Below are 25,292 nucleotides of genomic sequence, written 5' to 3' on the forward strand. Positions count from 1 at the left end.
GATTATATAAGTTGCTGCATGCTCGATGTAGTGCGGCTTCGCTGATAGTCTTCAAGCCTCTCGCGTACCATTTTCAGTACCACAGGTGCTACATAGATCAGTGCAAGTCCGATGGCTTTCTTTTTCCAACTCGTGTTGCTTAAATTTTTGCGCGCATAATTACCGATATAGCTTACCGCGCCAAGTTTTAAAGCATTTTCGGCCATCGCGACCGTTCCTGGATTTGCGGCGAAATTACGAACAGTATTTTTGTGGAGAATAGAATCTTTAAGATTCTCCGCGAATTCTTTTACAATTCCGCTTCCGTCAAATTTAAGTTCTGTGCCACCGCCCGCTTTTGGTTCCTCCTTCAGAAATCTGTCGGTAAAACCATTGGTAAAAGCACTCAAACTTTCCTTCGTATTGTCAAAAGTCAATAAATCCTCAAGGCCTGAAACATCTTTCTTAAGAAGTTCTTTCTTTCGCTTCAGTTCTTCTAAATTACTGTATTTAGTATCCATAATTTTAGCTGTTTAGTGATTTGATGATTTTATTTGCGACAGCGGCTTTGATGGCATTTCGCGCAGCGAAAACAATCAGGATAAGCAGCAGATAAAAACCGGCAAGTATAAGGAAACCGTAACCATAGTTATCTACCCACGTGCCGATCAAGAAGCCCAGGCCAATATTCAGCAGAATGATAAAAAAGAGCGCAGCCACCGCGGCCAGCGTAAGATAGGTAACCGTACCTGCCGTAACCGAAGACTTTTCGGTTGCCTCCATCTTAAGAAGCGTGAGCCTCTTCGAGGTGTATTCTTTTACGAGGTCAAGCATAATGTTTATGTTTAAAGTTACAAAAAAGGAACTTCAAAAATTTAAAGTTCCTGTTGGTTTTGAATTACCGCATCTTCCTAAGATTTCATGCCGTCTAATTCATTCTCTACATCTTTTACAACCTCTGTGGTAGTAGCGATTGCCTGATCTTTATAGCGGTCGTAGCCTTCTTTTACAGATGATACTACTTTATCTGCTGTTTCTTTTACCTGCGTAGTGATGTTGCCATACTGGTCACGCACTTTGCCAGATACATCCTGGAACTGCTCTTTAGCTTTCTCAGAAACTCTGCCATATTGGTCTACGGCTACATCCTTCAGCTCATTTGCTTTCTCCTTTACCTTTCTTCTGGTTTCTTTGCCTTCTTCCGGAGCGTAAAGCATTCCAAGAACAATACCTGCTGCTGCACCTGCAAGTAAACCGGCTAAAACTCCTGCTGAATTATTACCTTTTTTAGACATTTTAATAATTTTTAATAGTTAATAATTAATGTTTGATTTATTTCAACAAAGGATTACAATTTATATACCAATTGAAAGGGTACTTTCTTAAATAAATGTTAAAACTCGGCAATATGGCTTATTATTGCAGCGATTGTTTCGTCTTTAGACATATTTGAGTTATCGATCAAAATGGCATCTTCAGCTTGCCGAAGTGGCGCAATTTCACGTTCACTGTCAATCTTGTCGCGAGTCGTTAAATTGTGGCTCACCTCCTCAGCTGATATTTCCACACCCATATTCTGGAGTTCGAGAAAGCGTCTTTTGGTTCTTTCTTCAATGCTGGCGGTAAGGAAAAACTTATAATCGGCATTGGGCAACACCACCGTGCCGATATCACGGCCGTCTAAAATAACGCCGCCTTGTGCCGCAATAGCTCGCTGTGTATCCAGTAGGAACGCGCGAACCTCTTTTTGGCAAGCAATCTGGCTTACATGATCCGAAACTTCTTTCGTACGGATTTGCTGCGAAATATCTTCACCGTCCAGGAATAAAGTCAGTATGTCGCCGGTTTTTCGGAATTCCAGACTTATGTTTTTAAGATTGTCAAATACTTTTTCGAAGTTGATATTTCCTTGCGCATCAGCACAACACTGTAAGGAATAGTAGGTGATACCGCGGTACAGCGCGCCGGTGTCCATATGAATAAGTCCGAGTCGCTCTGCCAATATTTTTGAAATTGAACTTTTGCCGGTGGAGGAGTAGCCATCTATTGCTATGACAGGTTTTCTCATAGCGCAAATTTCATCTTTTTTTTTGAATTTTAAGCCAGGGAAGCGGCTGTCTTTCCTTAAATCTGAAAATTATCAGCGTCTGTTTCCGGAAACTTCTATGAGGTCCAGCGTAAGCCCAAACATATTCGTGTTAGAGGCATTGTGATAGCGTACATGCGCATAATCGAACCTGAAAGAAGATATCTTAATTCCGAAACCCGCGCTTAAGCCTGCGAAACTCCGCTGGTCCAAAACTGCCAACTCGTTGCCCCGGCGTATATTATATCCAAGTCTGATATTAAAGGCCTGTTGTGGGAAAAGTTCGGCACCAAGGGAAAAATGGTCGGCAAATTTGCGCTGCCAGCTGATCGGCTGACCGTTATTGTTATAATCCTGTGAAATATTAAACTGCTGAAGGTCGTGCGCGGTAATGGTAAATGCGAGCGGGAACTCGTCTAAAATCCTTGTATAACCCAGGTCTACCCTGAAAGCTACATTTTCGCGCAAACCATTAAAGGTCTTAAACTGATAGCCAAAATTCCGGAAAACAAGGGCCACAGTTTCGTTGCTTTTCCTATTATGGTAAGTTACGCCTGCATTTCCTACAACGGCCATTGACGCGTAAGTATCGATTTTTGAGGTCACGAAATTCGCACTTCCGCCGATCGTCCAGTCTTCATCAAACTGATAGGCGTAGCCAACACCCACAGACGCATCCATCGCTCCGAATTCACCGTCGATATTTGCACTTTCATCAGTTCGCGGCATGCGGCCATAATCCATATAGCGGGCGCTCAGAGAAATCAGATGTGCTTCCTGCAGATCACGGGCGTAGGTGAAGGTTCCGTATTTAGAATCGGCAAGGTAAGATGCATAGTTTATGGCTAACATTTCATCCTGCTCGATATTCATTACCGCCGGATTTACACCTGCAAAACTCACATCATAATCACGTATTGAAACAGCGTCACCACCCATCGCTGCCTGACGAGCCGAAAACGGGAGGTTGAGAAACGGATACACCCGCGTCCCTTCCTGAGCGAAAAAAAGTGTAGAACACAGCAGAGCGGAATATGCAAAGAGTTTTTTCAAATGATGATCTGTGTTTGCAAAAGTAATTTTTTTAGAAAAATTCGGATGAAATTTTTAGTCTAAATTTAAATGTATTAACGGAATTATTCGCGTTTCCTTATATTTGCAGGGCAAAAATGCAGTTTTAAAAACTAATAAATGAAATATAAGAGAATTCTCCTGAAATTAAGTGGTGAAGCCCTCATGGGAAACCGTCAGTATGGTATTGATAATGACCGCCTGAAGGCATATGCTGCTGAAATAAAAAAAGTGGTCGATATGGGTTGCGAAGTGGCGATCGTTATCGGTGGCGGTAATATTTTCCGCGGGCTTGCCGGCGCTGCTAAAGGGATGGACCGTGTGCAGGGAGATTATATGGGGATGCTGGCAACCGTGATCAACGGCATGGCACTGCAGGGCGCTCTGGAAGATGCGGGAATTCACACAAGACTACAGTCTGCAATTGAAATGGATAAGGTGGCTGAACCATTCATTAAAAGAAAAGCAACACGCCATCTTGAGAAAGGCCGTGTGGTGATATTTGGTGCCGGAACCGGGAATCCGTATTTCACAACCGATACGGCAGCAACTTTAAGAGCAATCGAAATTGGTGCTGATGTGATCTTAAAAGGCACACGCGTTGACGGAATCTATGATTCTGATCCGGAGAAAAATGCAGATGCAGTGAAATTTAATTCACTGACTTTTGACGAAGTTTACGCCAAGGACCTGAAAGTGATGGATATGACGGCCTTTACATTAAGTCATGAAAATAAACTACCGATCATTGTATTTGATATGAATCGCGAAGGAAACTTAAAGCGCGTGGTAGAGGGCGAAAAGGTAGGTACGCTGGTAGGACTTTAATTTACTGCATACATTTATTTATAATTTTAAAAAGAACAGAAAATTATGGAAGAAATAAATCTAATCATCGACATGGTAAAGCAGGAGATGGATGCTGCGCTGAAACACTTAGATCACGCTTTTCAGAAAATCCGCGCAGGTAGGGCATCTACCTCGATGGTGCAGGATGTGATGGTGGAGTATTATGGTGCGCCGACCCCGCTTAACCAGGTGGCAAATGTGATGGTACCCGATGCGATGACCATTTCTATTCAGCCTTGGGACCGCAGTGCAATAGGTGCTATCGAAAAAGCGATTGTCAATTCAAATCTTGGCTTCGCGCCTATGAACAATGGTGATAATATTATCCTGAACGTTCCGCCACTTACAGAAGAGCGCCGCCGCGAGCTGGCAAAGCAGGCAAAAGCGGAAAGCGAAGCAACCAAAGTTACCGTACGCAATGCACGCCAGGACGGCATGAAGGAACTGAAAAAGCTTGACGGTGTTTCCGAAGACCTTATCAAAGGTGCTGAAGCTGAAATTCAGGAGCTAACCGACAAGTACGTAAAGATTTGCGATGAACATCTGAAAACAAAGGAGGCAGACATCATGAAAGTTTAAAACAAAAAGTTCTGAGAAATCAGAACTTTTTTGTGCTATTTCGCGGCGAAACTGAAGATATTGCCCAGTTTGATCTCTGAGAAACTTTTAGATTTAATTTTGGCGGCATTAATCATCGCCTGAGCTAAAACATGGGTAGGCAAAGGTTTTTGACTTTTAAATAATCCAAGACTGTTTGCAAACTTCAGCACTTTTGCACCCAAAACTTCTCCGGTACGGTCAGAATCCTTGCGCTCGAGCATTCCGGGCTGAAAAAACGTGAGCTTTGGAAATTCGAGTGCTTTAATTTTTTCCTCCAGTTCACCCTTCATCCTTGAATAGAATATTTTTGACCGCGGATTCGCACCATACGCGGAAACCAGTACAAAATCTTCAACACCGTTTTCATGTGCTGCCTTTGCGAAATTATACTGATAATCAAAATCCACTTTCCATTGGGCATCTTTGCTGCCGGCTGCTTTCAATGTGGTCCCCAAACAGGAGAATGCAACATCACCCTGTGCTAATTTTTGCCACTTTTCAGGAGCATCAAAATCCACCACATTTACGGTAAGTTTTGAATTGTTTATGTCTAAAGGCTTTCGGACAAATACCGAAACTTCGCTGTATTCGGGATCATTAAGTAAAAGTTTGACTAAATCTTTTCCAGTAGCGCCCGTCGCGCCGATTATTAAAGCTTTCATATAAAAAATTTGGTTAGCGGTCCCGATGCCAATTTCTTGCCGAAATTTAATAATTTTGTCCTTAAATCGCCACGGCTCATTAGGCATTACAAATTTAAAACTGAATGGACGCTTCGGAAATTCTTGATTATTGCAACGAAAAGAAAGGCGTCGAAGAAACCTTTCCTTTCGATAACGAAACGCTGGTGCTGAAAGTTGGTGGCAAAATGTTCCTGCTGATGTCGCTCGATAAACATCCGCTTCATATTGCCGTGAAAACCGATCCAGAGCGGAGCGAAGAACTTCGCGCAGACCATCCGCAGATTTCGGGCGCGTATCACATGAACAAAACGCACTGGAATTCGGTAGTTTGTGAAGGTTTAAAGAAGGAACTGATAAAAAAGCTCATTGATCATTCTTATGAACTGATTTTCAAGTCGCTCACCAAAAAGAAACAGCAGGAGGTAAAAGATTCAGTCTAAAAACCGAATTCCGCAGTGAGGCGTTTGTCCTCATCAAGCCTTTCAATCAGCTTTTCAAGGCTCTCAAACTTAATCTCATCATGCAAAAACTCGCGGAAATTGACCGAGATTTCTTTACCGTAGATATCTGCATCAAAATCTAAGATGTAAACTTCCACAGAAAGCGCGCTGCCACCCACGGTAGGATTTGTGCCTACGCTCAACATTCCTTTGTAACGCTCACCTTCAACAAAAACTTCCACGATGTACGCGCCTTTTTTTGGAAGAAGTTTCATTGAATCTACCTTTATGTTTGCTGTAGGATAACCAATTGTACGGCCAATTTGCTTACCGCCAACAACCACGCCGTTGACTGAATAGACGTAGCCCAACATTTCGTTTGCGGCAACCACATTTCCTTCTGCCAACGCATTTCGGATTTGGGTAGAACTTATTGGCGCTTTACCAAAATCCACGGCCTGTACTTGCTCGAGTTCAAAACCACATTCGGGTGCCATCTTTTCCAGCAACGCGAAATCTCCGCTTTTGTTTTTGCCGAATGTGTGATCGTAACCGATGATCAGGTATTTTACATTGAGTTTTTCAACTAAAATCTGCTTTACAAACTCTCCACCGGTCAAATTGCGGAAACGTTCGTCGAATTCCTTCAAAAACAGATGCTGGATACCGTTCTTCTGCAGAAGGTAAGTTTTTTCGTCAATGGTATTCAGTAATTTTAAATCATCATTTGGGTTAAAAACTTTCCTCGGATGCGGCCAAAAGGTCAACAACGCGGAATCCAGATTATTCTGTGCAGCGAAAGCATTCAGTTTTTTAATGATTTGCTGATGTCCGAGGTGAACTCCATCGAACATGCCGATTGACAGCGCGAGTGGCTTTTGGGCTGTGTATCCGTGAAGGTTTTTGATGATGTTCAAAAGTGCTGATTTGATGCTGCAAATATGATAAAAATCTTCTTTTAAAAGCAATTGCCAATTTGGGAAGTTTCATTATATTTGCACACACGAAAAAAATCAGCAATGGCAAACCAAATTAAAGGAAAAATTTCTCAAATTATCGGTCCGGTAATCGACGTAGTTTTCTCGGATGCAGCAGAGCTTCCAAAGATCTATGACGCACTGGAAATCTTGAAAACAGACGGTAACAAAGTAATTCTTGAGGTAGAACAACATATCGGTGAAGATTCTGTAAGATGTATCGCAATGGATGCTACAGATGGTCTTCAGAGAGGTCAGGAAGTTATTTCCCAGGGCCGCCAAATCACCATGCCAACCGGCGAAGGTGTATATGGACGTCTGTTCAACGTGGTAGGTGACGCTATTGATGGTATCCAGGAAGTTTCAAAAGAAACCGGCGGCTTGCCAATTCACAGAGAAGCACCAAAATTCGATCAGCTTTCTACATCTGCAGAAGTTCTTTTCACTGGTATTAAAGTAATCGACCTTGTAGAGCCTTATGCAAAAGGTGGTAAAATTGGTTTGTTCGGTGGAGCTGGTGTAGGTAAGACAGTACTTATTCAGGAATTGATTAACAATATTGCAAAGGGACACGGTGGTCTTTCGGTTTTTGCCGGTGTAGGTGAAAGAACGAGAGAAGGAAATGACCTTTTGAGAGAGATGCTGGAATCCGGCATTATTAAATACGGTGATGAGTTTATGCACTCCATGGAAAATGGCGGTTGGGACTTATCTAAAGTAGATATGGAAGAAATGAAAGACTCTAAATGTACTTTCGTTTTCGGACAGATGAACGAGCCACCTGGAGCAAGAGCGCGAGTAGCACTTTCGGGTCTTACAATTGCTGAATACTTCCGTGATGGTGACGGACAAGGACAGGGTAGAGACGTACTTTTCTTCGTTGATAACATCTTCCGTTTCACACAGGCAGGTTCTGAGGTTTCGGCACTTCTAGGCCGTATGCCATCAGCGGTAGGTTACCAGCCAACGCTGGCGTCTGAAATGGGTGCGATGCAGGAAAGAATTACTTCAACTAAAAACGGTTCAATTACTTCAGTACAGGCGATCTACGTACCTGCGGATGACTTGACTGACCCGGCTCCTGCAACTACATTTGCTCACCTTGATGCAACAACGGTTTTGGACAGAAAGATTGCTTCCTTAGGTATTTATCCCGCGGTTGATCCATTGGCGTCAACTTCAAGAATCCTAACTCCTGAGATCTTAGGTGATGAGCATTACGACTGTGCACAGAGAGTAAAAGAAATCCTTCAGAAATACAAAGCTTTACAGGATATTATCGCGATTCTTGGTATGGAAGAACTTTCAGAAGAAGATAAACTTTCAGTTTACCGCGCTCGTAAAGTACAGCGTTTCCTTTCTCAGCCTTTCCACGTTGCAGAGCAGTTTACAGGTCTTAAAGGTGCATTGGTAGATATTAAGGACACCATCAAAGGATTCAACATGATCATCGACGGAGAACTGGATCACCTGCCAGAAGCTGCTTTCAACCTTAAAGGAACCATCGAAGAAGCAATCGAGGCCGGACAGAAAATGTTGGCAGAAAACGCGTAAAAGTTAGACTTGAGAAGTTTAGATAGGAGACAATAGACTTTGGTCAGTCTCCCATCTCAAATCTCTTAATCTAAAAATCTAAAGAAAATGAACATTAAAATATTAACCCCAGAGTTTGTAGCTTTCGAAGGCGAAGTAAGTTCAGTACTGCTTCCCGGCAAAAACGGAGATTTCCACATCAAGAAAGATCACGCGGCCATCGTAGCCTCGCTTACAGGCGGTAAGGTGAGGGTTTATACGAACGAAATTCCTGAAAACTACGCCAACCACTTTACAAAAGAAAATACGTCTGACAGCGTATATTCAATCGAAGTGAAAAGCGGAGTAGTGGAATTCAGCGGTAATAAAGGGATTATTCTTGCAGAATAATTTTCTATTCAGATACAAAAACAGAATCCCGGAATTAGTTTCCGGGATTTTTTTTATAGAAAGTTTACACTTAAAGAATCTGTAATAATTTTTAGAGGCTTAAAATAATTCCGTTTTCTTTTAATTGCTGAACAGGTTTGGAAAACCAGAACATTTCGAAGTTTTCAAAGTGCAGTTCGAAATCATTTTTAAGCTGATGAAGGGTAATTTGACTCCCGTTTTTTATTGAATGTCTCAGCATGCTCTCAGTAAGCCAAGCAGCGAGCTTTTGTTTTAATTCAATTTTAAGAATATTCGTATTCAGATGAAAAGTAAGTGAAGTAATTTCCCACGAATCTCCCTTCTTTGACTTAATGAAATCATCCTTGATCGGCTCCGGATGCATGAATATAATCTTTGAATTAGCCTTGAATTTAAAAACTTCATCTTCAACTAGAGAATCGTGGATGTAGTCCGGATCGACGGTTGGACGCGGAATTTTAAAATCAAACCATTCCTGCAGTGGAACGTCAAAATTAATTCCGTGCATAAAGTTGAAGAGAGACTTTTTGAGGCCAAAACTGAACTTGCTATGATCTATTCCGGTGCTGTCTGTGAAATCGATGTCATTATTGGCAAACGAAATCTCACGTTTCACCGGTGTTATGCCAAACTCCTGTGGATTTATACCGATGGGAGAGTGTGCCGTCAGCGCAAACTGATGCCAGAAACCGCTTTGCAAAACGCCCATCTCGAACATCTGTCTTACCATTTCGAGAGAATCTACCGTCTCCTGAATTGTCTGCGTCGGGAATCCGTACATCAGATAAGCATGAACCATAATCCCGGCTTCGGTGAAATTTCTGGTAACCCGCGCCACCTGTGCTACAGACACTCCTTTATCAATAAGCTTCAGGAGCCGGTCACCGGCGACTTCCAGTCCGCCGGAAACCGCGACGCACCCTGAAAGTTTAAGCAACACACACAGATCACGGCTGAAGCTCTTTTCAAATCTGATATTTGTCCACCAGGTTACCACCAGTTTTCTGCGTATAATTTCAAGTGCAACTTCGCGCATCAGGGCCGGCGGTGCGGCTTCATCCACGAAATGAAAGCCAGATTCACCTGTCGATGCGATCAGTTCTTCCATTCTGTTAACCAGAATTTTAGCGGCGACCGGTTCGTAAATCCGGATATAATCAAGTGAAATATCACAGAAAGTACATTTGCCCCAATAGCAGCCGTGCGCCATCGTCAGCTTATTCCAGCGCCCGTCGCTCCAGAGGCTATGCATAGGGTTTGCGATTTCAATCACCGAAATATATCTGTCTGTCAGCAAATCACCGTAATCCGGCGTGCCTACTTCAGCCTGGCGATAATCCGCCAAAGACGAATTATTCACGTAAACAACCTGATCGTCCTCTAACAGAAAAGTTCTTTTATAAGATTTCGGACCGTCTTCATCAAGGTTTTTGATCAATAATTCAACCGGAAGTTCACCATCATCCAGCGTGATAAAATCAAAAAATTCAAAAACTCGCTTGTCGCTTAATTGACGGAGTTCTGTATTTGGAAATCCGCCACCCATTGCTGTTTTAATGTGAGCGTAGTTTTCCTTAATATACTTAGCGGCACGGAAAGCAGAGTATAGATTGCCCGGAAACGGAACTGAAAAACAGATTAACCGTGGATTTTCGAGTGTAAGGTGCTGAGCGAGAATTTTCAAAGTCAGGCCGTCAATGTACGTCTGAGGTCCTACAATCTTGTGATATAATTCGTCGAATGAGTTTGCGCTATGGCCGATCCGTTCTGCATAGCGGCTGAAACCGAAATCAGGATCAATATTTTCAACGATATAATCTGAAAGATCTTCGAGATAAAGTGTAGCCAGATGTTTTGCTTTGTCCTGCAAGCCCATAGTCCCGAAAGCGTAATCGAGCTCGTCGAGTTGTGCAAAACGTGAGGCTTCAGGCAGAAAATTCATCGTACAGATTTGTCGGGCCAACGTCGCATTTTTGTTCTGAAGGAATAGAATTACCTGATCAATAGTCCTGATATACTCACTTCTGAGCGAGAAAATTCTTTGGGAATTTAAGGAGGTAGTCTGCAGATCGATCGGTTGTGCAAAGACATCAGTCATTCCTTTTTTAGAAAACAACTCCAAAATCACTTCAATTCCCAAATCCATCTGGAAGCTTCGGATATTTTTTGTATTAAGAAATCCTTTAATATAAGCTGTGGCCGGATAAGGAGTATTAAGCTGAGTAAATGGAGGCGTGATAAGGAGGATATCGTTCAAAAGCAATTTTTTGCAAATTTACCGTATTCCCGGGACTAATTATAATCTCCAAATTTTACTTAGTAGCGGACAGAATAAATGCTGCTGCTACGCCCGCAGCAATACCCCACTGCTGTATACGCGAAAGTTTTTCTTTATGGTAAAGTTTGGAGATGCTAAGCCCTATTACAGGTTCTATCAAACCTATTACAGCGAACATTATAATACTGATATTGGCCAGCGCAAAATTTAAACAAAACGTCCCGAGCGTACCCAAAATGATGAGTAGGCCGATTTCATATTTAGTTCTTTTACTGACCGTAAGGTGTGATATTTTTGTAGGTTTCCACAGAAAAAGAAGAAGGCTCATTGTACAGACTGTGAACTCGAGCACTACGCAGAACAGAATCGGTCCTAATTTAGTAATGAACGGAACATAAAGGAACGCGGTGCTCCAAAAAACCTTGCATAAAACTGAATACAGTAAACCTTTTGACAATAAAGTTGTACGTTTTCCCGATGAGAATTCAATCATCGAAACGCCAATGAGTACCAGTGCAGCCAAGAATATTTTAAGCAGGGAAATTTCTTCATCATACACGAAATATCCTACGGCAATACCGATGATCAACCCGATTTTTCCAAAGCCGATGGTATGCGCAACGGGCGCATGTTTCATCGCTTTTAAATAAAAGAAGAGACCAAAATAATTTATGGCGCATATACCCATAGTCTGTAATATATCACTTGCCGAAACCTGTGGAATACTGATAATTCCGACTGCCTGGAGAACGAAAAATGAAACTGAGAAAATAACGAGACACCCTAAACTGCGAATAATAATCAGCGGCAAGGTACCGACCTCGTTCCGTGGATTCTTCCAAAGTACATTGGTGGTTCCATACGCGATGTGCCCCAGAATAGTGAAAAATATGGGGAACATTATATTTTTTGTAGGTATGTGAATTTCATCCTGTTTGCCAAAAGCTCGAACCTGCCTCGGATATCTTTACGTTTCGGATATAGTTTTTGCGCAAAAAAGAGGTATTTCAATTCGAAATACATTTTGCTGTCAAACGAAAATGTTTTCACGTTATTGATATCGCTGGGCAGCAACTCAAAGATATCCATCGCGGCATCTTTTTGCCCCAGATGGTATAGCGTGATAGCGCGCTCCAGTCTGTAAAGGAAAACATGCGCACGATAAGCGTGATTATCAACTTCGAATTGCTTGATTGTCTTCTCAGAAACATCCTCACCAAAGCATATATCCGCACTCTCGTAATCTTTTAGGACATTGAGGATATTGGTGACGTAGGTACGATAGATAAAACGTTCTGTGAAGGTGAGATTCGGCACATGAGAAAGCGTGATTTCGCGCTGCAGGTGTTCTGGAACATGATACTTATTACCGTCACCATTGCTAAGATAATCATGGATGCACCTTGCAATCATGTACCGTGCTTCCGGGAATGCATCGAACTTTTCACTTTCCCGGCGCATTTTTACCACATTTTTTTCAATTTGAACCAATAGTTTGCCTGATTCTTCCACCTGCAAACTTTCGGACATGAACTTGCCGAAATATACGAATGCCAATGCGAAAACTTTGATGTGGGCTTTTGAACTGAATTTAGCCAGATTCAGCAATGCGTCCTGATAGTGTTTGTACGCCACGTTCTCATACGATGGATGCCATGCCAAAACATATTCGAGCGCCTCCTCATTCTGTGCAAAACGTTTGACGAATTCTTTCAGATTTTGAGGATCGGAGATGATTTTTTCGGCAAAATAATAGTTCGCCAGCTGGAAACGCGTTTCGTTGAGCGACGTACCCTGACCTTTGACGATTCCGTAATAAATGTCGAGTAATTCAAAATCAAGCGTGTACTTTTCCCGGCCCACACTATTGCAATAATCGCGGTAATCTTTGTAGCCAAGTCTTTGCGCGATAAGGCTTAGTGTGGAGTCGCGAAGCTTTGTATTATCCTGAATCTTGCCGAGAAAACGGCGCATAGAATTCTTTGAGATGCCGATGTTTACGGCTAATGCTTCCAAACCTTTGGTGGTAGAAATCGTGCTGAAATAAATCTCTTCAAACTCGCGTCTGAGCTTTTGAATCATATGTAGTTACTAATTTTTGCTAAAGATAATGCATTTCAGAAAATGGGCAAACTTGGGCAAAAATAAAAGCCGTGATACTTGTATTTTTGCTGAAGATTCAGTAACGAGAAAAACACATCCATATATAACGAGAAAAATCCGCCACCGGCTAGGCCAGGGCGGATTTTTTGTTGTGAACCTGGGAGTACTTGGCATTACAGCTCAAAATCTCCGGCTGCCTCGGGCTGATAAATTATTTCGTCAATGATAATCTTTGTCATTCCTGACGGCACTATCCAGTCGATTTCATCTTTTACGCGATAGCCGATAAGCGCGGCTGCAACCGGTGAAAAGATCGAAATTTTCTTTTCTTTAATATTTGCCTGCTCCGGATAGACTATTTTAAATTCGGTTTCAGTCTTATTATTCTGGAAATGGATTTTCACCACCGAGTTCATCGTCACTACATCAGCCGGTATCTCGGCAGACTCCACGATCTTTGCTGCATGCAGTTCACGCAAAAGCCTTTCTGCATCTTCTTTCTTTATACTGTTGTTTTTTTTGGCATCCATAATTGATTTATGGATCCTGTTCGAATCTTGCTTGGTGATGATAATTTCTTTCATGTGTTATAATTTTTTGCTATTATTTAAATTTGAGAATGGTCACTTTAAACCTACAAAAAACCGCCTGAATTTCAAGCGGTTTATATTATTAATAACTGTTTGAAAATTCTATGAATTCTTGAACTGGAGGTTTTTTTCTTCTAAAAGTTTCTGCTCCTGCTCCTTGTAGAAACCTGAGGTAAGTTTATCATGAATTGCATCGAAAGCATCCAGCGTTTCATTAATCTCCGAATCGGTGTGCGATGCGGTAGGGATCAGTCTGAGAAGTATCATGCCTTTTGGTATTACCGGATAAATCACTACCGAGGTGAAGATACCATAATTTTCGCGCAGATCCTGCACTAGAAGCGTTGCTTCTACCGTAGAACCCTGCATCATTACAGGCGTAACACACGTGTTGGTACCACCGATGTTGAAACCGCGTTCTATAAGACCATTCTGAAGCTTGTTTACGTTCTCCCAAAGTTTGGCTTTTATTTCCGGACGTGACCGAAGCAGTTCAAGTCTTTTCAGACCTCCGATTACCATAGGCATCGTCAGCGACTTCGCAAAAACCTGTGAACGCAGGTTGTATTTCAGGATTCTGATGATCTCCTGGTCACCCGCGATGAATGCACCGAAACCAGCCATTGACTTGGCAAATGTTGAGAAATAAATATCGATCTGATCCTGGCAACCCTGTTCTTCACCAGCGCCGGCACCAGTTTTACCCAATGTTCCGAAACCATGTGCATCATCTACTAAAAGTCGGAAATCGAATTTGGATTTAAGATCGCAGATTTCTTTGATCTTTCCCTGCATTCCGCGCATCCCGAAAACACCTTCGGTAATCACCAGGATACCGCCTCCGTTTTCTTCAGCTACTTTTGTCGCACGGGCCAGATTCTTTTCTAAACTTGCGATATCATTATGTTTGAAAGTAAAACTTTTACCCATATGAAGACGCACCCCGTCTACGATACACGCATGCGAATCTGCATCATAAACAATCACGTCATGGCGTGAAACCAAAGCATCAATGGTAGAAACCATGCCCTGATAGCCAAAATTTAACAGATATGCAGCTTCTTTATTTACAAATTCTGCCAGTTCTCTTTCGAGTTGCTGGTGCTGCGCCGTTTCTCCTGACATTGCGCGGGCGCCCATAGGGTAGAACATCCCGAATTCAGCAGCTGCTTTTGCATCAGCTTCCAAAACTTCCGGATGGTTGCAGAGACCCAGGTAATCATTCGCGCTCCAGAAAACCACCTCGCGGCCCTGAAACTGCATCCGCGGCCCGATAGGCCCCTCGAGTTTTGGGAATACAAAATAACCTTCGGCATAATCTGCAAACTGCCCCAGCGGTCCGGGGTTCTGTCTTAACCGTTCAAAAATATCTGTCATTACGTAATTAAATGTATTAAATATAGGATAGCGGCAAAGTTAATGATTTCAAACATAAAAAAAGCTTTTTGCACCACGCAAAAAGCTTTGTAAATGAGTTTTATCACATATTCTATTTCACGTGTTCCGTTTTATAAAGTGAGTCGTAATTGTGTACGCCGTTATTCACAAATCCCTGCTCATTCATCCACTCATCGCTATACACTTTTGTGATATAACGTGAGCCATGATCAGGAAATATCGCAACTACCACATCATCTTCTTTAAATGAGTTGGCTGCTCCATACTGCAACAATCCCTGGATCGCCGCGCCGGTAGTATATCCGCCCATGATAGCTTCTTTCAAAGCGATCTCACGTGTACGGTAAGCCGCCATCTCGTCATTTACGCGTACAAATTCATCTACTTTATCAAATAAAAGTGCCGAAGGAATCAGGTTTTTTCCTATTCCTTCAATCTGGTAAGGATGAATATCTTCTTTGTTGATTTTTCCGGTTTCGTGGAAACTTTTCAGGATAGATCCCGCGGCATCCACACCGATTATTTTAATATTTGGATTCTTTTCCTTTAGAAATTTAGCTGAGCCTGAAAGCGTACCGCCGGTTCCGGTGCACGCGATGAGATGCGTAATCTTACCTTCTGTCTGTTCCCAAATCTCAGGACCGGTGGTCTGGTAATGCGCATCGATATTGAGCTCATTGAAATACTGGTTGATATAGATAGAATTCGGAGTTTCTTCTGCGATCCTGCGCGCAACTTCATAGTACGAACGCGGATCATCTGCCGGAACGTTTGCCGGACATACGTAAACGGTAGCACCTAAAGCTTTTAGGTAGGCAATCTTTTCCTGTTTGGTTTTATCGCTTACTGCGAGAATGCATTTGTAACCTTTAATAATACAAACCATCGCCACGGAGAAACCGGTGTTGCCCGAAGTAGTTTCCACCACAGTAGATCCGGGTGTCAGCAAGCCTTTTTTCTCAGCAGCATTGATGATGTGGATCGCTATTCTGTCTTTAGTGGAGTGGCCCGGATTATAAGATTCTAGCTTGGCATAGACGGTTGCGGGTATTTCTTTGGTTACCTCGTTCAGCCTTACCATCGGCGTATTGCCTATCAAATCCAGAATGTTATTGTAAACATTAGTCATTAGTCGTCATTTTTTTCTCCTAAAAAGCGTGGCAAAAATACTAAAAAATTAATTATTGAGAAATTTATACACAATTTCAATACGGCAGATGCTATGGTTTGTGGTCTAATTTAATCTTTAAAATCTGCTCTTTTCATATCATTGAAGCGCTAAATTTCATGGTGAGTTAGTTCGTTACAGCTGAAAAACCTTATTTTCGCATATCTGAATTTTATCTATGAAAAACTGGAGTTTCAAACAGTGGAATACCGTCCTCGGATGGGTAGTATTTGTTATCGCTTTTTTGACTTATCTCTCAACTATTGAGCACTACCTGAGCTTTTGGGATACGGGTGAGTATATCGCCTCTGCAGTAAAGCTTGAAGTGACACATGCACCGGGTGCAGCGCTTTTCCAGCTCGTAGGTGCCGTGGCAGCGATGCTGGCATTTGGGGATGTGGAAAACTACTCAATTGTCATCAATGCAATGTCCGCACTTTTCAGCGCCCTTACGGTATTGTTCCTTTTCTGGATCATCACGCATTTGGTTCGCAGATTACTGAACAAAGATTTTGAGCAGATCACGCGGCACGAGGAGATTTCGATCCTGTTTGCAGGTGCGATTGGCGCACTTTGTTTTACTTTTTCAGATACGTTTTGGTTCTCAGCTGTGGAAGGTGAAGTTTATTCGATGGCTACGCTTTTTATCGCGCTTTTGGTTTGGCTTATTACGAAATGGGAAAATGAATATCACGACTCAGACAATGAACGGTGGATCATACTGATTTTCTTTGTTACAGGTCTGTCAATCGGTGTTCATATGATGTGTATGTTGGCAATTCCAGCCGTTTGTTTTATTTATTATGCAAGGAACTACGATTTTACCTGGAAAAGCTTTCTATGGGCAAATGCAATTACGCTTGTGATATTAGGGATTGTCTTCAAAGGCATTTTCCCGCTGATAATGACCCTTTTCGGACGAATGGAAATCTTTGCCGTAAACGGCATTGGTCTGCCGTTTCACTCAGGAACTGTAATCGCGTTCATCATACTGATCAGCTTGTGCTATTTCGCCATTAAATATGCTAAAAATTCCGGGAAAAGTATTTGGCAGACGATCGCATTGTCTGTAGTATATATGATCATCGGTTTTTCATGCTGGATGGTAATTCCCATACGTGCGAATGCAAATCCACCCATGAACCTGAACAATCCGGATAACGCGATTGGGATGCTCGATTATTATAACCGTGAGCAATATGGCGACTGGCCAACCTCCTATGGTCAGAATTACACGGCTTATCTTGACGCCAATGGAATCCAGAAAAACGAAGACGGCAGCTATAAAACCAAGAAAACGGGTGACGTTTACGAAAAAGACGAAAAAACAGGCACTTATCTGAAGGTGGGCGACCGTTTCAATTATGTCTTCAGTGAGGCGCATGTGGGCTTTATGCCGAGGATGTTCAGCGAAGACAAAGATGTAATGTCGAACTACATTTCGATGTATGGCGCGCCTGATTTTTCATTTAATTATGATAATCCGGACGTTGCTGAAAGCCCGGAAGCTAAACAAATATTTGAGGAATTGCGCGGCAAGTTTGACGCAGGTACGATACGGGCTGATGACTATCTTAAAGTGAAGCCTTATAATCTGATTAACATCCAAAAGCCGTCCCTCGCTCAAAACCTGGATTATTTCTTCACTTTTCAGAATGGATATTACTTCGTACGTTATCTGATGTGGAACTTCGTCGGCCGCCAGAATGACCTCGAAGGTAACATGGAAAACAACCGCGGCAACTGGATTTCAGGCATTCCTGTTATTGATAATGCAATGTGGGGTGACCAAAGCCAAATGCCCGCAAAATTCAAAAACGAAAGCACCGTAGCCTTCTTTTTTCTTCCGCTGCTATTGGGAATTCTAGGTTTTTTCTTTCAGCTGAACCGTGATTTCGGACGCTTCTACGCCATACTTTCACTGTTCATCATCACAAGCGTCGGAATTATTTTCTATACCGGCGTCAAACCTTTTGAAGTCCGCGAACGTGATTATGCAATGGTGGGGTCCTTTTTCGCATTTGCGGTGTGGATAGGGCTTGGAGCGGCGGCACTTCTTTGGGCTGTTCAGAAAAAGATAAAATCAGATGCAGCAAACGTAGCGGTTGGCGTTATCCTTTTAGGTATTCCGCTGATGATGGGCTTCCAGAATTATACACCGCATGACCGAAGCGGCCGTTCAGCTGCTTATGATTATGCCTATTCCACATTAAAATCGTTACCGAAAAACGATATTTTGTTCGTTTATGGGGATAATGATACGTATCCGATTTGGGGAATGCAGGAAACATCCGGTTTGCGTGATGATGTGAAAGTAGTGAACTTTACGCTTCTTTCCACACCGTGGAATATCGATCAGGTAAAACGCCGGACTTATAACTCAATGCCGATACCGTCGATTCTCACGCATGAAGATTACCGCGACGGGACCAATGACCAGATATTCCTGATGAGTCCTGAAGACTGGCAAAATGTTTTTGCGAACCTTAAAGACCAGGGCGCGCCTGAAAGTGCATTCGCAGGCTTCAGAAAATACCTTACACAGGATTCGATGACATTAAAGGAAGCATTGAATTTCGTCAGAACAAAATCTGATGACAAAGATGAGATCCTGAAAATGCTTTTTGGTGAGGAGAAATTTGAAAAGTTCAATTTCCTGCCTGTAAGCAGATTCATACTTCCGGTGAATAAAGAAAACGCACTCAAATCGGGTACCATTGAGGCTAAGGATCTTAATCAGGTTGTAGACCAAATTACGATTGATTACAGAAGATCGAGTATGTTTAAAAACAATCTGTTGCTTTTGGATATGCTTGCGAATAACGACTGGAAGCGGTCTATCAATTTCTCTTCCGGCGGAATCTATGATCCTGAAAACATATTCTATCTTGGTGAATATCTACAGTATGACGGTTTCAGTTACCGACTTGTACCGATTAAGACAGAAGAGCGTGAAGACGGTGAAATGGGACGCGTAGACGCAAACTCACTTTATAATATCGTAAAAAACTACCGTTGGGGCAATTTTAAAGACCTGAATGTGCATTTTGATGAAACCTGTATGCAGAATATCGTAAGCTACCGAAGTTCGGCCAGCCGCGCCGCGGAAGCACTTGCACTTTCGGGACAGCGTGCAAAAGCACTTGAAATACTCGATTTGGCTTCCCGCGAAATTCCGGTGGCGAAATACAATGATCCGCGTTCGCTGAGTTCCATGGTTTACGGATACATCGTGGCGGGCCAGGAACAGAAAGGTTTAATGCTTGCCGAGGAGCTCAAAAAAGGAATTTTCGAAGAGTATGATTATTACAGCAGGCTTTCTGCACGCGAACAGATGTTTGTTTCGCGGCAAATGCGTACAAAACCGATGGAATATTCACTTGTGGTGGGCGCAGTGAGTGATGCTTATGACAGACTTGGGAAAAGGGACAAGGGTTATAACTACGTCGTAAAATCTATTGAACCTATTGACAAACGTTTCAACGGTTTTGTGAAAAATCTTGAGATTATGGGGAAGGAGAAGGCGTACAAAGAGTCTGAGAAAGTGCAGAAGATAACGCCATTTTACACGTATCTGTTTGATATAATGAATCCGTACGATTCTACCTACAGCCAGGAGAAAGAAACGCAGATCACTAATGCGGTTATCCGAGCCACGCAATAATTCCGCAATGATGAGGTTCTGTGCATTTCTTCGCGGTGTAAATGTGAACGGTACTTCGATGAAGATGGCCGACGTTCGTGATGTTTTTGAAAGTGCGGGATTGAGTGAAGTTTCATCTGTTTTGGCATCGGGAAACATTCTGTTTTCGTCCGAAAAGTCGGTAAACGAGCTTAAAATTTCACTTGAAAAAGCAATGAGTGATCATTTTAAATATGACGCTTTTATGTTCATTAAAACCAAGGATGAAGTGAAGCAGATTTTGCAATATGTACCGTTTCAAAACGATTCCTCATCTCACGTCTACGCTTTCATTGGTGAAGAGGGCGTTGATAAGATGTTGGATGATGAATTCAGTAAACTAAAAGCATCAGAAGCCGAAAAAACAAAAATAGTAAACCATCATTTTTACTGGCAAAATTCAAAAGGCAACACCGTAAAGTCAGATTTCGGAAAAATACTCGGGAACAAACGTTACAAGCATCTCGTAACTTCACGTAATATTAATACTATTGAAAAGATTTTGCAGAAGCTGTAAGTTTTAAATTCTACTTTTTTCAATTTAAATTTTTAAATATAATGATTCAATACCTTGATAATATTCAGCACAAAAATTCAAAAAACTTTTTCCTGATTGCCGGACCCTGCATCATCGAAGGTGAGGACATGGCTTTACGAATCGCGGAAAAGGTGATAGAGATCACCAACAAATATGAGATTCCTTATATCTTCAAAGGCAGTTTCAAAAAAGCCAACCGCAGCCGTGTAGATTCATTCACCACAATTGGCGAAGAAAAATCGCTTGAGATACTAAAAAAAGTAGGCGAAACTTTTAGTATTCCTACTACCACGGATATTCACGAGAACGACCACGCAGCACTTGCTGCAAAATATGTAGACGTACTGCAAATCCCGGCATTTCTGGTTCGACAAACCGATCTGTTGGTAGCTGCAGCCAAAACAGGAAAGTGCGTAACGCTGAAAAAAGGACAGTTTCTTTCACCGGAAGCGATGAAATTTGCGGTGGAAAAAGTGACAGATTCGGGCAACCAAAAAACCGCTATCATCGAACGCGGGAACTCATTTGGATATACAGATTTGGTCGTAGATTTCCGCGGAATCCCAACGATGAAACATTATGCGCCAGTGATTCTGGATGTAACGCATTCACTTCAGCAGCCCAACCAAAACTCCGGTGTGACTGGCGGAAGACCTGAACTTATAGAAACTATTGCCAAAGCCGGAATCGCTGTGGGTGCAGACGGACTTTTCATTGAAACACATCCCGACCCCAGCTGTGCTTTATCAGACGGCGCGAACATGCTGCAACTTGACAAACTCGAGAATCTGCTGCAGAAATTGACCCGCGTGCGCGAAGCTGTGCTTTAAAATTTGCTATCTTTAAAAACTAAACTTCAAACCATTGAAAAAGATATTTCTACTGTTTGCCTTTGTTCCGGCAGTTCTGTCCGCGCAAATCACCCTGAAAGTATTAGACGAAAACGGAGCGCCGGTAAGCGCGGCCAATGTTTATTATAACAACGGAAGCTTTACTACAGACGAGAATGGAATGGTAAAAATTCCGGTAGCAGCTACGGAGCAGCAACTTCAGGTTTCAAAAGAGAGTTTTTTCAGCTTCAGCAAAAACATTAAACCGACGCCGAAAGTACAGAACGTGAACGTACTTTTTAAAGATTCCGGGCGCGAAACGCAGATTCAGGAAGTTGTTTTTCAGAAAAAAGGCAAACCAAAAGTTACCGATCTCACCTCTGTAGAAATCACAGCAAAAGAGGCTCAGCAGGTCGCGTCACTTTCGGGTGGCGTTGAAGGATTGCTGAAAACCCTTCCGTCGGTTAACTCAAATACCGAACTTTCCTCACAGTATATGGTGCGTGGCGGTAATTACGATGAAAACCTTATCTACATCAATGATATCGAAATTTACAGACCTTTCCTGATCCGTAATTCGCTGCAGGAGGGCATGAGCATCATCAATCCGGATATGGTGCAGGCCATCAACTTTTCAGCGGGTGGTTTTGAAGCAAAATACGGCGACAAAATGTCTTCGGCGCTGAATATTTATTACAGACAGCCTACCAAATTTGAAGTTTCAGGAGAAGCAAGCCTTATAGGAGCAAGACTTTCCACAGGCTTTGCTACGAAAGACCGAAGACTTTCTGCGCTTTTCTCCGGACGTTACCGAAATACAAATCTGGTCCTTAATACTTTAAATGAAGACACAGATTTTAATCCACAGTATCTTGATTTTCAATCTTATATCACTTACAGACTGAACAGTAAATGGGATTTTTCCTTCGTTGGTTACTACAGTAAGAATGATTATGAGATGATTCCGAAAGTGAAGGAAGTAGATTTTGGCTCGTTACAAACTCCACTAAGACTCAGCGTTTTCTATAACGGCCAGGAAGATGATGCCTATAAAAACATGATGGGTACGGCATCGATCAACTTCAGGCCAAACAAAAAATGGACTTTTACATTAGATAATTTTGCTTATCAAAACCGTGAACGCGAGTATTATTCCATTGCTTCTGCTTATTTATTGCAAACTTTTGATCCGATCACAGGCGACCCAATTACCTCTTACGATGTGGGTGGACAGATTGATCATGCACGGAACGACTTATTGGTGAAAACATACGGCAGCCAGCTTAAAACCCGTTTTTCACCCGATGTGAACACAGATTTTGAAGTAGGGTTAAAGTTCGAAAAAGAGAACCTCAAAGATTTCACCAATGAATGGCAGCTTGTCGATTCGCTTGGTTACAGCACGCCTCGCGATTATACAGATCCAGGAACATTGGATCCGTCTGACCTGAGACTGCGTTTTCATATTGCAGGCCAGAATCACATTCAGCCAACGCGTCTTTCGGGATATGCGCAGTTTTCGAAAAAACTCTTTTGGGGAACGAACCGTGTATTTGTGAACGCGGGCGTCCGTGCTTCACACTGGGATTTCAATGATGAAACCATAATTTCGCCACGTGCGCAGTTTGCGATAAAACCAGATTGGGAAATGGACATGCTGTTTAAACTTTCCGGCGGAATCTATTATCAGGCGCCATTTTACAAGGAAATCAAAGATTTAGACGGTAATTTCAATCCAAACATCAAATCTCAGCGGTCAATGCAGGTTATCCTGTCAAATGACTATGAGTTCCGCATGCTCGAACGTCCGTTTAAACTCACAACAGAAGCGTACTATAAGAAAATGGATAACCTGATTCCTTATTATCTCGATAATGTGAGGATAAGGTATTCGGGTAAAAACAATTCGGAAGGTTATGCTTACGGCGTAGACACGCGTCTTTTCGGTGAATTTGTTCCCGGAATCGATTCGTGGGTTTCCGCCAGTTACGCGCGTGTATTTGAAAACATTGAAGGTCGCGGAGATATTTCAAGACCAACTGATCCGCGCTTCAGATTTTCAATGTTTTACCAGGATTATATGCCGAAATTTCCGTCTATGCGTGTAAATTTAACGTTGACATACGCCAACGGACTTCCTTCCGGAACACCGATCACACTGGATGAAAACGGTCAACCGGATTACACGGCGCCGTATCTGTACCAACGTACTTTGCCTTCGTACAAACGAGTGGACATTGGTTTGTCTAAAGTGTTCATCGACCAGAAAGACAACAAAGTAAACAGCGGTTTCTGGAGTAATTTCAATGAACTCACCCTCGGTGTACAGATATTCAACGCGTTCAACATTCAAAATACAGTTGCCAACCAATGGGTGAACGATGTTTCATCGGGCTACAACTATCCGGTTCCGGTTCGGATGACCGGCCGTTTCTTCAATGTAAAGCTTGAATTTAAACTTTAAAAAAAGTTTATCCCGAAAATAAAAAATCCTGAAATGTAAAGTTTCAGGATTTCTTTTTTAGCATAAATAATTTAAAACTAATCTTTTTCCGCATTCAGGTCCAATGTGGTGTATAGATCGGAACGGCGGTCGCTCATCGTACGTACCGCGCCATAATGATGCAGCTCTTTGAGTAAATTTAAATCTACATCAACGATTAAAGTGGTTTCCGTATTCGGTGTAGCTTCGCCTTTCACGGCATTCGATGGAAATGCAAAATCAGACGGCGTGAAAACCGCGGCCTGACCGTACTGGATATCCATATTGTTTACACCCGGAAGATTCCCCACACAGCCCGCAATCGCAACATAACATTCGTTTTCGATTGCCCTGGCAGCAGCGCAGTGGCGGACCCGAACGTAGGCATTTTGCGTATCGGTAAGGTAAGGAACAAACAGGATTTTCATTCCTTGGTCGGCTAAAATCCGCGGCAGTTCGGGGAATTCTACATCATAGCAAATCACAAGGCCTACTTTTCCGCAATCTGTATCGATCACTTTTATTTCGCTGCCACCTTTCATGCCGTAGAATTTTCTTTCGTTGGGTGTGATGTGAATTTTACGGTGCTCATCGATCTTTCCGTCACGGTGCAGCAAATAACTCACGTTAAAAAGATCGCCGTTTTCTACCAGCGGCATACTGCCGGCGATGATATTGATGTTGTAACCAATCGCCAGCTCAGAGATTTTATTCTTAATCTGCTCTGTAAGTTCGGCCAGTTTAAACATACTTTCGCGCTCCGAAAGATGGTTGAAAGGCGCAAGTAGAGGCGTATTGAAGAATTCCGGGAACATGATGAAATCCGATTTATAATCAGCCATCACATTTACGAAAAATTCTACCTGTTCATAAAACGCATCGATGGTCTTGAAGTGACGCATTTGCCACTGAACAAGTCCGAGGCGGATCACCGAATCCTGCATCGTATTCGGTTTTTTGCTGTAATAGATGTTGTTCCACTGCAGCAAAACCGCATTTTCCTCGGAATGAAAATCTTCCGGAAGGTAGTTTTTAAGAATCCTTACCGGTAAAAAATTGTTTGCGAGCTGAAAACTCAGTACCGGATCGTACAGCTCCTTGTTCCGCACTTTCTGGATATAGGCACGCGGCGAAAGTTTATCGCTGTGCAGATGATAATTAGGAATTCTGCCGCCAACCATGATGGATTTTAAGTTCAGCGTTTCGCAAAGTTCCTTCCGCACGTCATAAAGTCTTCGGGCGAGACGGAGTTTTCGGTACTCCGGATCCACAAAAACTTCAATGCCATAGAGCACATTTCCGGTCTCAGAATGGGTATTGAACGTATAATTTCCTGTAATTTCTTTATAAGTGTGATCGTCCCCATACAACTCATACTGCACGATAAGCGAAAGCGCCACCGCGGCTATTTTGCCGTCGACGGTAATGCAAATCTGCCCGTCACGAAAGATCCGGATGAGTTTTTGGATGCTTTTTTTCGACCAAATGCTCTGAGACATTGTCGGGTACGCTTTCATCATTGTTTCCCGCAGTTCTTCGTAGTCTTCTACTGCAAGTTTTCTTATATCAATCTGCATAATATTGTCTTTAAATT

The 25,292-nt window shown here is 42.5% G+C and carries 23 protein-coding genes; 9 read left to right on the forward strand and 14 right to left on the reverse strand.

Annotated features, from left to right (window positions below):
* Positions 1–2 precede the first annotated feature (2 nt).
* The 5 genes from H9628_RS06730 to porQ all read right to left on the reverse strand — a co-directional run bounded on the left by H9628_RS06730 (position 3) and on the right by porQ (position 3,118).
* A complete protein-coding gene (locus H9628_RS06730; protein ID WP_251833354.1) occupies positions 3–500 on the reverse strand; it encodes a phosphoribosyl-ATP pyrophosphatase in 498 nt (165 codons plus the stop codon).
* A gap of 4 nt (positions 501–504) precedes the next feature.
* A complete protein-coding gene (locus tag H9628_RS06735; protein WP_251833355.1) occupies positions 505–813 on the reverse strand; it encodes a phage holin family protein in 309 nt (102 codons plus the stop codon).
* 77 nt (positions 814–890) lie between these two features.
* Positions 891–1,274: a YtxH domain-containing protein gene (locus H9628_RS06740; RefSeq protein WP_251833356.1), complete on the reverse strand. Its 384-nt coding sequence runs from the start codon at positions 1,272–1,274 to the stop codon at positions 891–893.
* Between the two features lie 98 nt (positions 1,275–1,372).
* Positions 1,373–2,047 (reverse strand): (d)CMP kinase, encoded by a 675-nt coding sequence (gene cmk / locus H9628_RS06745; protein ID WP_251833357.1) that lies wholly within the window; start codon positions 2,045–2,047, stop codon positions 1,373–1,375.
* A 72-nt stretch (positions 2,048–2,119) separates the two neighbouring features.
* On the reverse strand, positions 2,120–3,118 hold the full coding sequence (gene porQ / locus H9628_RS06750; RefSeq protein ID WP_251833358.1) for a type IX secretion system protein PorQ: 999 nt from the start codon (positions 3,116–3,118) through the stop codon (positions 2,120–2,122).
* 138 nt (positions 3,119–3,256) lie between these two features.
* Between porQ and pyrH the strand changes: the two genes are divergently transcribed.
* Positions 3,257–3,964: a UMP kinase gene (gene pyrH / locus H9628_RS06755; RefSeq protein WP_251833359.1), complete on the forward strand. Its 708-nt coding sequence runs from the start codon at positions 3,257–3,259 to the stop codon at positions 3,962–3,964.
* Between the two features lie 45 nt (positions 3,965–4,009).
* Complete coding sequence (frr, locus tag H9628_RS06760) at positions 4,010–4,564, forward strand: ribosome recycling factor (RefSeq protein ID WP_251833360.1); 555 nt, start codon at positions 4,010–4,012, stop codon at positions 4,562–4,564.
* A gap of 35 nt (positions 4,565–4,599) precedes the next feature.
* Here the strand turns inward: frr and H9628_RS06765 are convergent, their stop codons facing one another.
* Entirely contained in the window at positions 4,600–5,247 is a 648-nt protein-coding gene (locus H9628_RS06765; RefSeq protein WP_251833361.1) for an NAD(P)H-binding protein, read from the reverse strand.
* Between the two features lie 104 nt (positions 5,248–5,351).
* On the opposite strand from H9628_RS06765, the gene H9628_RS06770 reads away from it, so the two are divergent.
* Complete coding sequence (locus tag H9628_RS06770; RefSeq protein WP_251833362.1) at positions 5,352–5,708, forward strand: MmcQ/YjbR family DNA-binding protein; 357 nt, start codon at positions 5,352–5,354, stop codon at positions 5,706–5,708.
* On the opposite strand, the gene H9628_RS06775 is transcribed toward H9628_RS06770, so the two are convergent.
* A complete protein-coding gene (locus H9628_RS06775) occupies positions 5,705–6,625 on the reverse strand; it encodes a bifunctional riboflavin kinase/FAD synthetase (RefSeq protein ID WP_251833721.1) in 921 nt (306 codons plus the stop codon). The genes H9628_RS06770 and H9628_RS06775 overlap by 4 nt on opposite strands.
* A 102-nt stretch (positions 6,626–6,727) precedes the next feature.
* On the opposite strand from H9628_RS06775, the gene atpD reads away from it, so the two are divergent.
* Both atpD and H9628_RS06785 read left to right on the forward strand, forming a co-directional pair.
* Positions 6,728–8,239 carry a F0F1 ATP synthase subunit beta gene (atpD, locus tag H9628_RS06780; protein ID WP_251833363.1) on the forward strand — a complete coding sequence of 504 codons (1,512 nt, stop codon included), beginning with the start codon at positions 6,728–6,730 and terminating at the stop codon, positions 8,237–8,239.
* An 87-nt stretch (positions 8,240–8,326) separates the two neighbouring features.
* A complete protein-coding gene (locus tag H9628_RS06785; protein ID WP_251833364.1) occupies positions 8,327–8,608 on the forward strand; it encodes a FoF1 ATP synthase subunit delta/epsilon in 282 nt (93 codons plus the stop codon).
* A gap of 91 nt (positions 8,609–8,699) precedes the next feature.
* Here H9628_RS06785 and H9628_RS06790 read toward each other — a convergent pair whose 3' ends face one another.
* The 6 genes from H9628_RS06790 to H9628_RS06815 form a co-directional block, all read right to left on the reverse strand.
* Positions 8,700–10,886, reverse strand: a complete 2,187-nt coding sequence (locus tag H9628_RS06790; RefSeq protein ID WP_251833365.1) for a B12-binding domain-containing radical SAM protein — start codon at positions 10,884–10,886, stop codon at positions 8,700–8,702.
* Positions 10,887–10,941: 55 nt separating this feature from the next.
* Positions 10,942–11,808, reverse strand: a complete 867-nt coding sequence (locus tag H9628_RS06795) for a DMT family transporter (protein WP_251833366.1) — start codon at positions 11,806–11,808, stop codon at positions 10,942–10,944.
* Positions 11,808–12,989, reverse strand: coding sequence for a hypothetical protein (locus H9628_RS06800; RefSeq protein ID WP_251833367.1), 1,182 nt, complete (start codon positions 12,987–12,989; stop codon positions 11,808–11,810). Before H9628_RS06800 ends, H9628_RS06795 begins: the two co-directional genes overlap by 1 nt.
* Positions 12,990–13,183: 194 nt before the next feature.
* Positions 13,184–13,594, reverse strand: coding sequence for a nucleoside diphosphate kinase regulator (gene rnk, locus H9628_RS06805; RefSeq protein ID WP_251833368.1), 411 nt, complete (start codon positions 13,592–13,594; stop codon positions 13,184–13,186).
* A gap of 108 nt (positions 13,595–13,702) precedes the next feature.
* The gene (locus H9628_RS06810) at positions 13,703–14,977 is read right to left on the reverse strand and encodes an aminotransferase class I/II-fold pyridoxal phosphate-dependent enzyme (RefSeq protein WP_251833369.1); all 1,275 of its coding nucleotides are present in this window, start codon (positions 14,975–14,977) and stop codon (positions 13,703–13,705) included.
* A gap of 112 nt (positions 14,978–15,089) precedes the next feature.
* Positions 15,090–16,127, reverse strand: a complete 1,038-nt coding sequence (locus H9628_RS06815) for a PLP-dependent cysteine synthase family protein (protein WP_251833370.1) — start codon at positions 16,125–16,127, stop codon at positions 15,090–15,092.
* Positions 16,128–16,344: 217 nt separating this feature from the next.
* Here H9628_RS06815 and H9628_RS06820 point away from each other — a divergent pair, with 217 nt between their 5' ends.
* The 4 genes from H9628_RS06820 to H9628_RS06835 are packed head-to-tail and all read left to right on the forward strand — an operon-like array spanning position 16,345 to position 23,680.
* Positions 16,345–19,830 (forward strand): glycosyltransferase family 117 protein, encoded by a 3,486-nt coding sequence (locus tag H9628_RS06820; protein WP_251833371.1) that lies wholly within the window; start codon positions 16,345–16,347, stop codon positions 19,828–19,830.
* A gap of 7 nt (positions 19,831–19,837) precedes the next feature.
* Complete coding sequence (locus H9628_RS06825; RefSeq protein WP_251833372.1) at positions 19,838–20,365, forward strand: DUF1697 domain-containing protein; 528 nt, start codon at positions 19,838–19,840, stop codon at positions 20,363–20,365.
* Positions 20,366–20,406: 41 nt separating this feature from the next.
* Positions 20,407–21,216 carry a 3-deoxy-8-phosphooctulonate synthase gene (gene kdsA, locus H9628_RS06830; RefSeq protein WP_251833373.1) on the forward strand — a complete coding sequence of 270 codons (810 nt, stop codon included), beginning with the start codon at positions 20,407–20,409 and terminating at the stop codon, positions 21,214–21,216.
* A gap of 34 nt (positions 21,217–21,250) precedes the next feature.
* A complete protein-coding gene (locus H9628_RS06835) occupies positions 21,251–23,680 on the forward strand; it encodes a TonB-dependent receptor plug domain-containing protein (RefSeq protein ID WP_251833374.1) in 2,430 nt (809 codons plus the stop codon).
* Positions 23,681–23,757: 77 nt separating this feature from the next.
* Here H9628_RS06835 and H9628_RS06840 read toward each other — a convergent pair whose 3' ends face one another.
* Positions 23,758–25,275, reverse strand: coding sequence for a carbon-nitrogen hydrolase family protein (locus H9628_RS06840; RefSeq protein WP_251833375.1), 1,518 nt, complete (start codon positions 25,273–25,275; stop codon positions 23,758–23,760).
* Between the last annotated feature and the right edge of the window lie 17 nt (positions 25,276–25,292).

The organism is Kaistella pullorum (assembly GCF_014837035.1).
Classification (GTDB): Bacteria; Bacteroidota; Bacteroidia; order Flavobacteriales; family Weeksellaceae; genus Kaistella; species Kaistella rhinocerotis.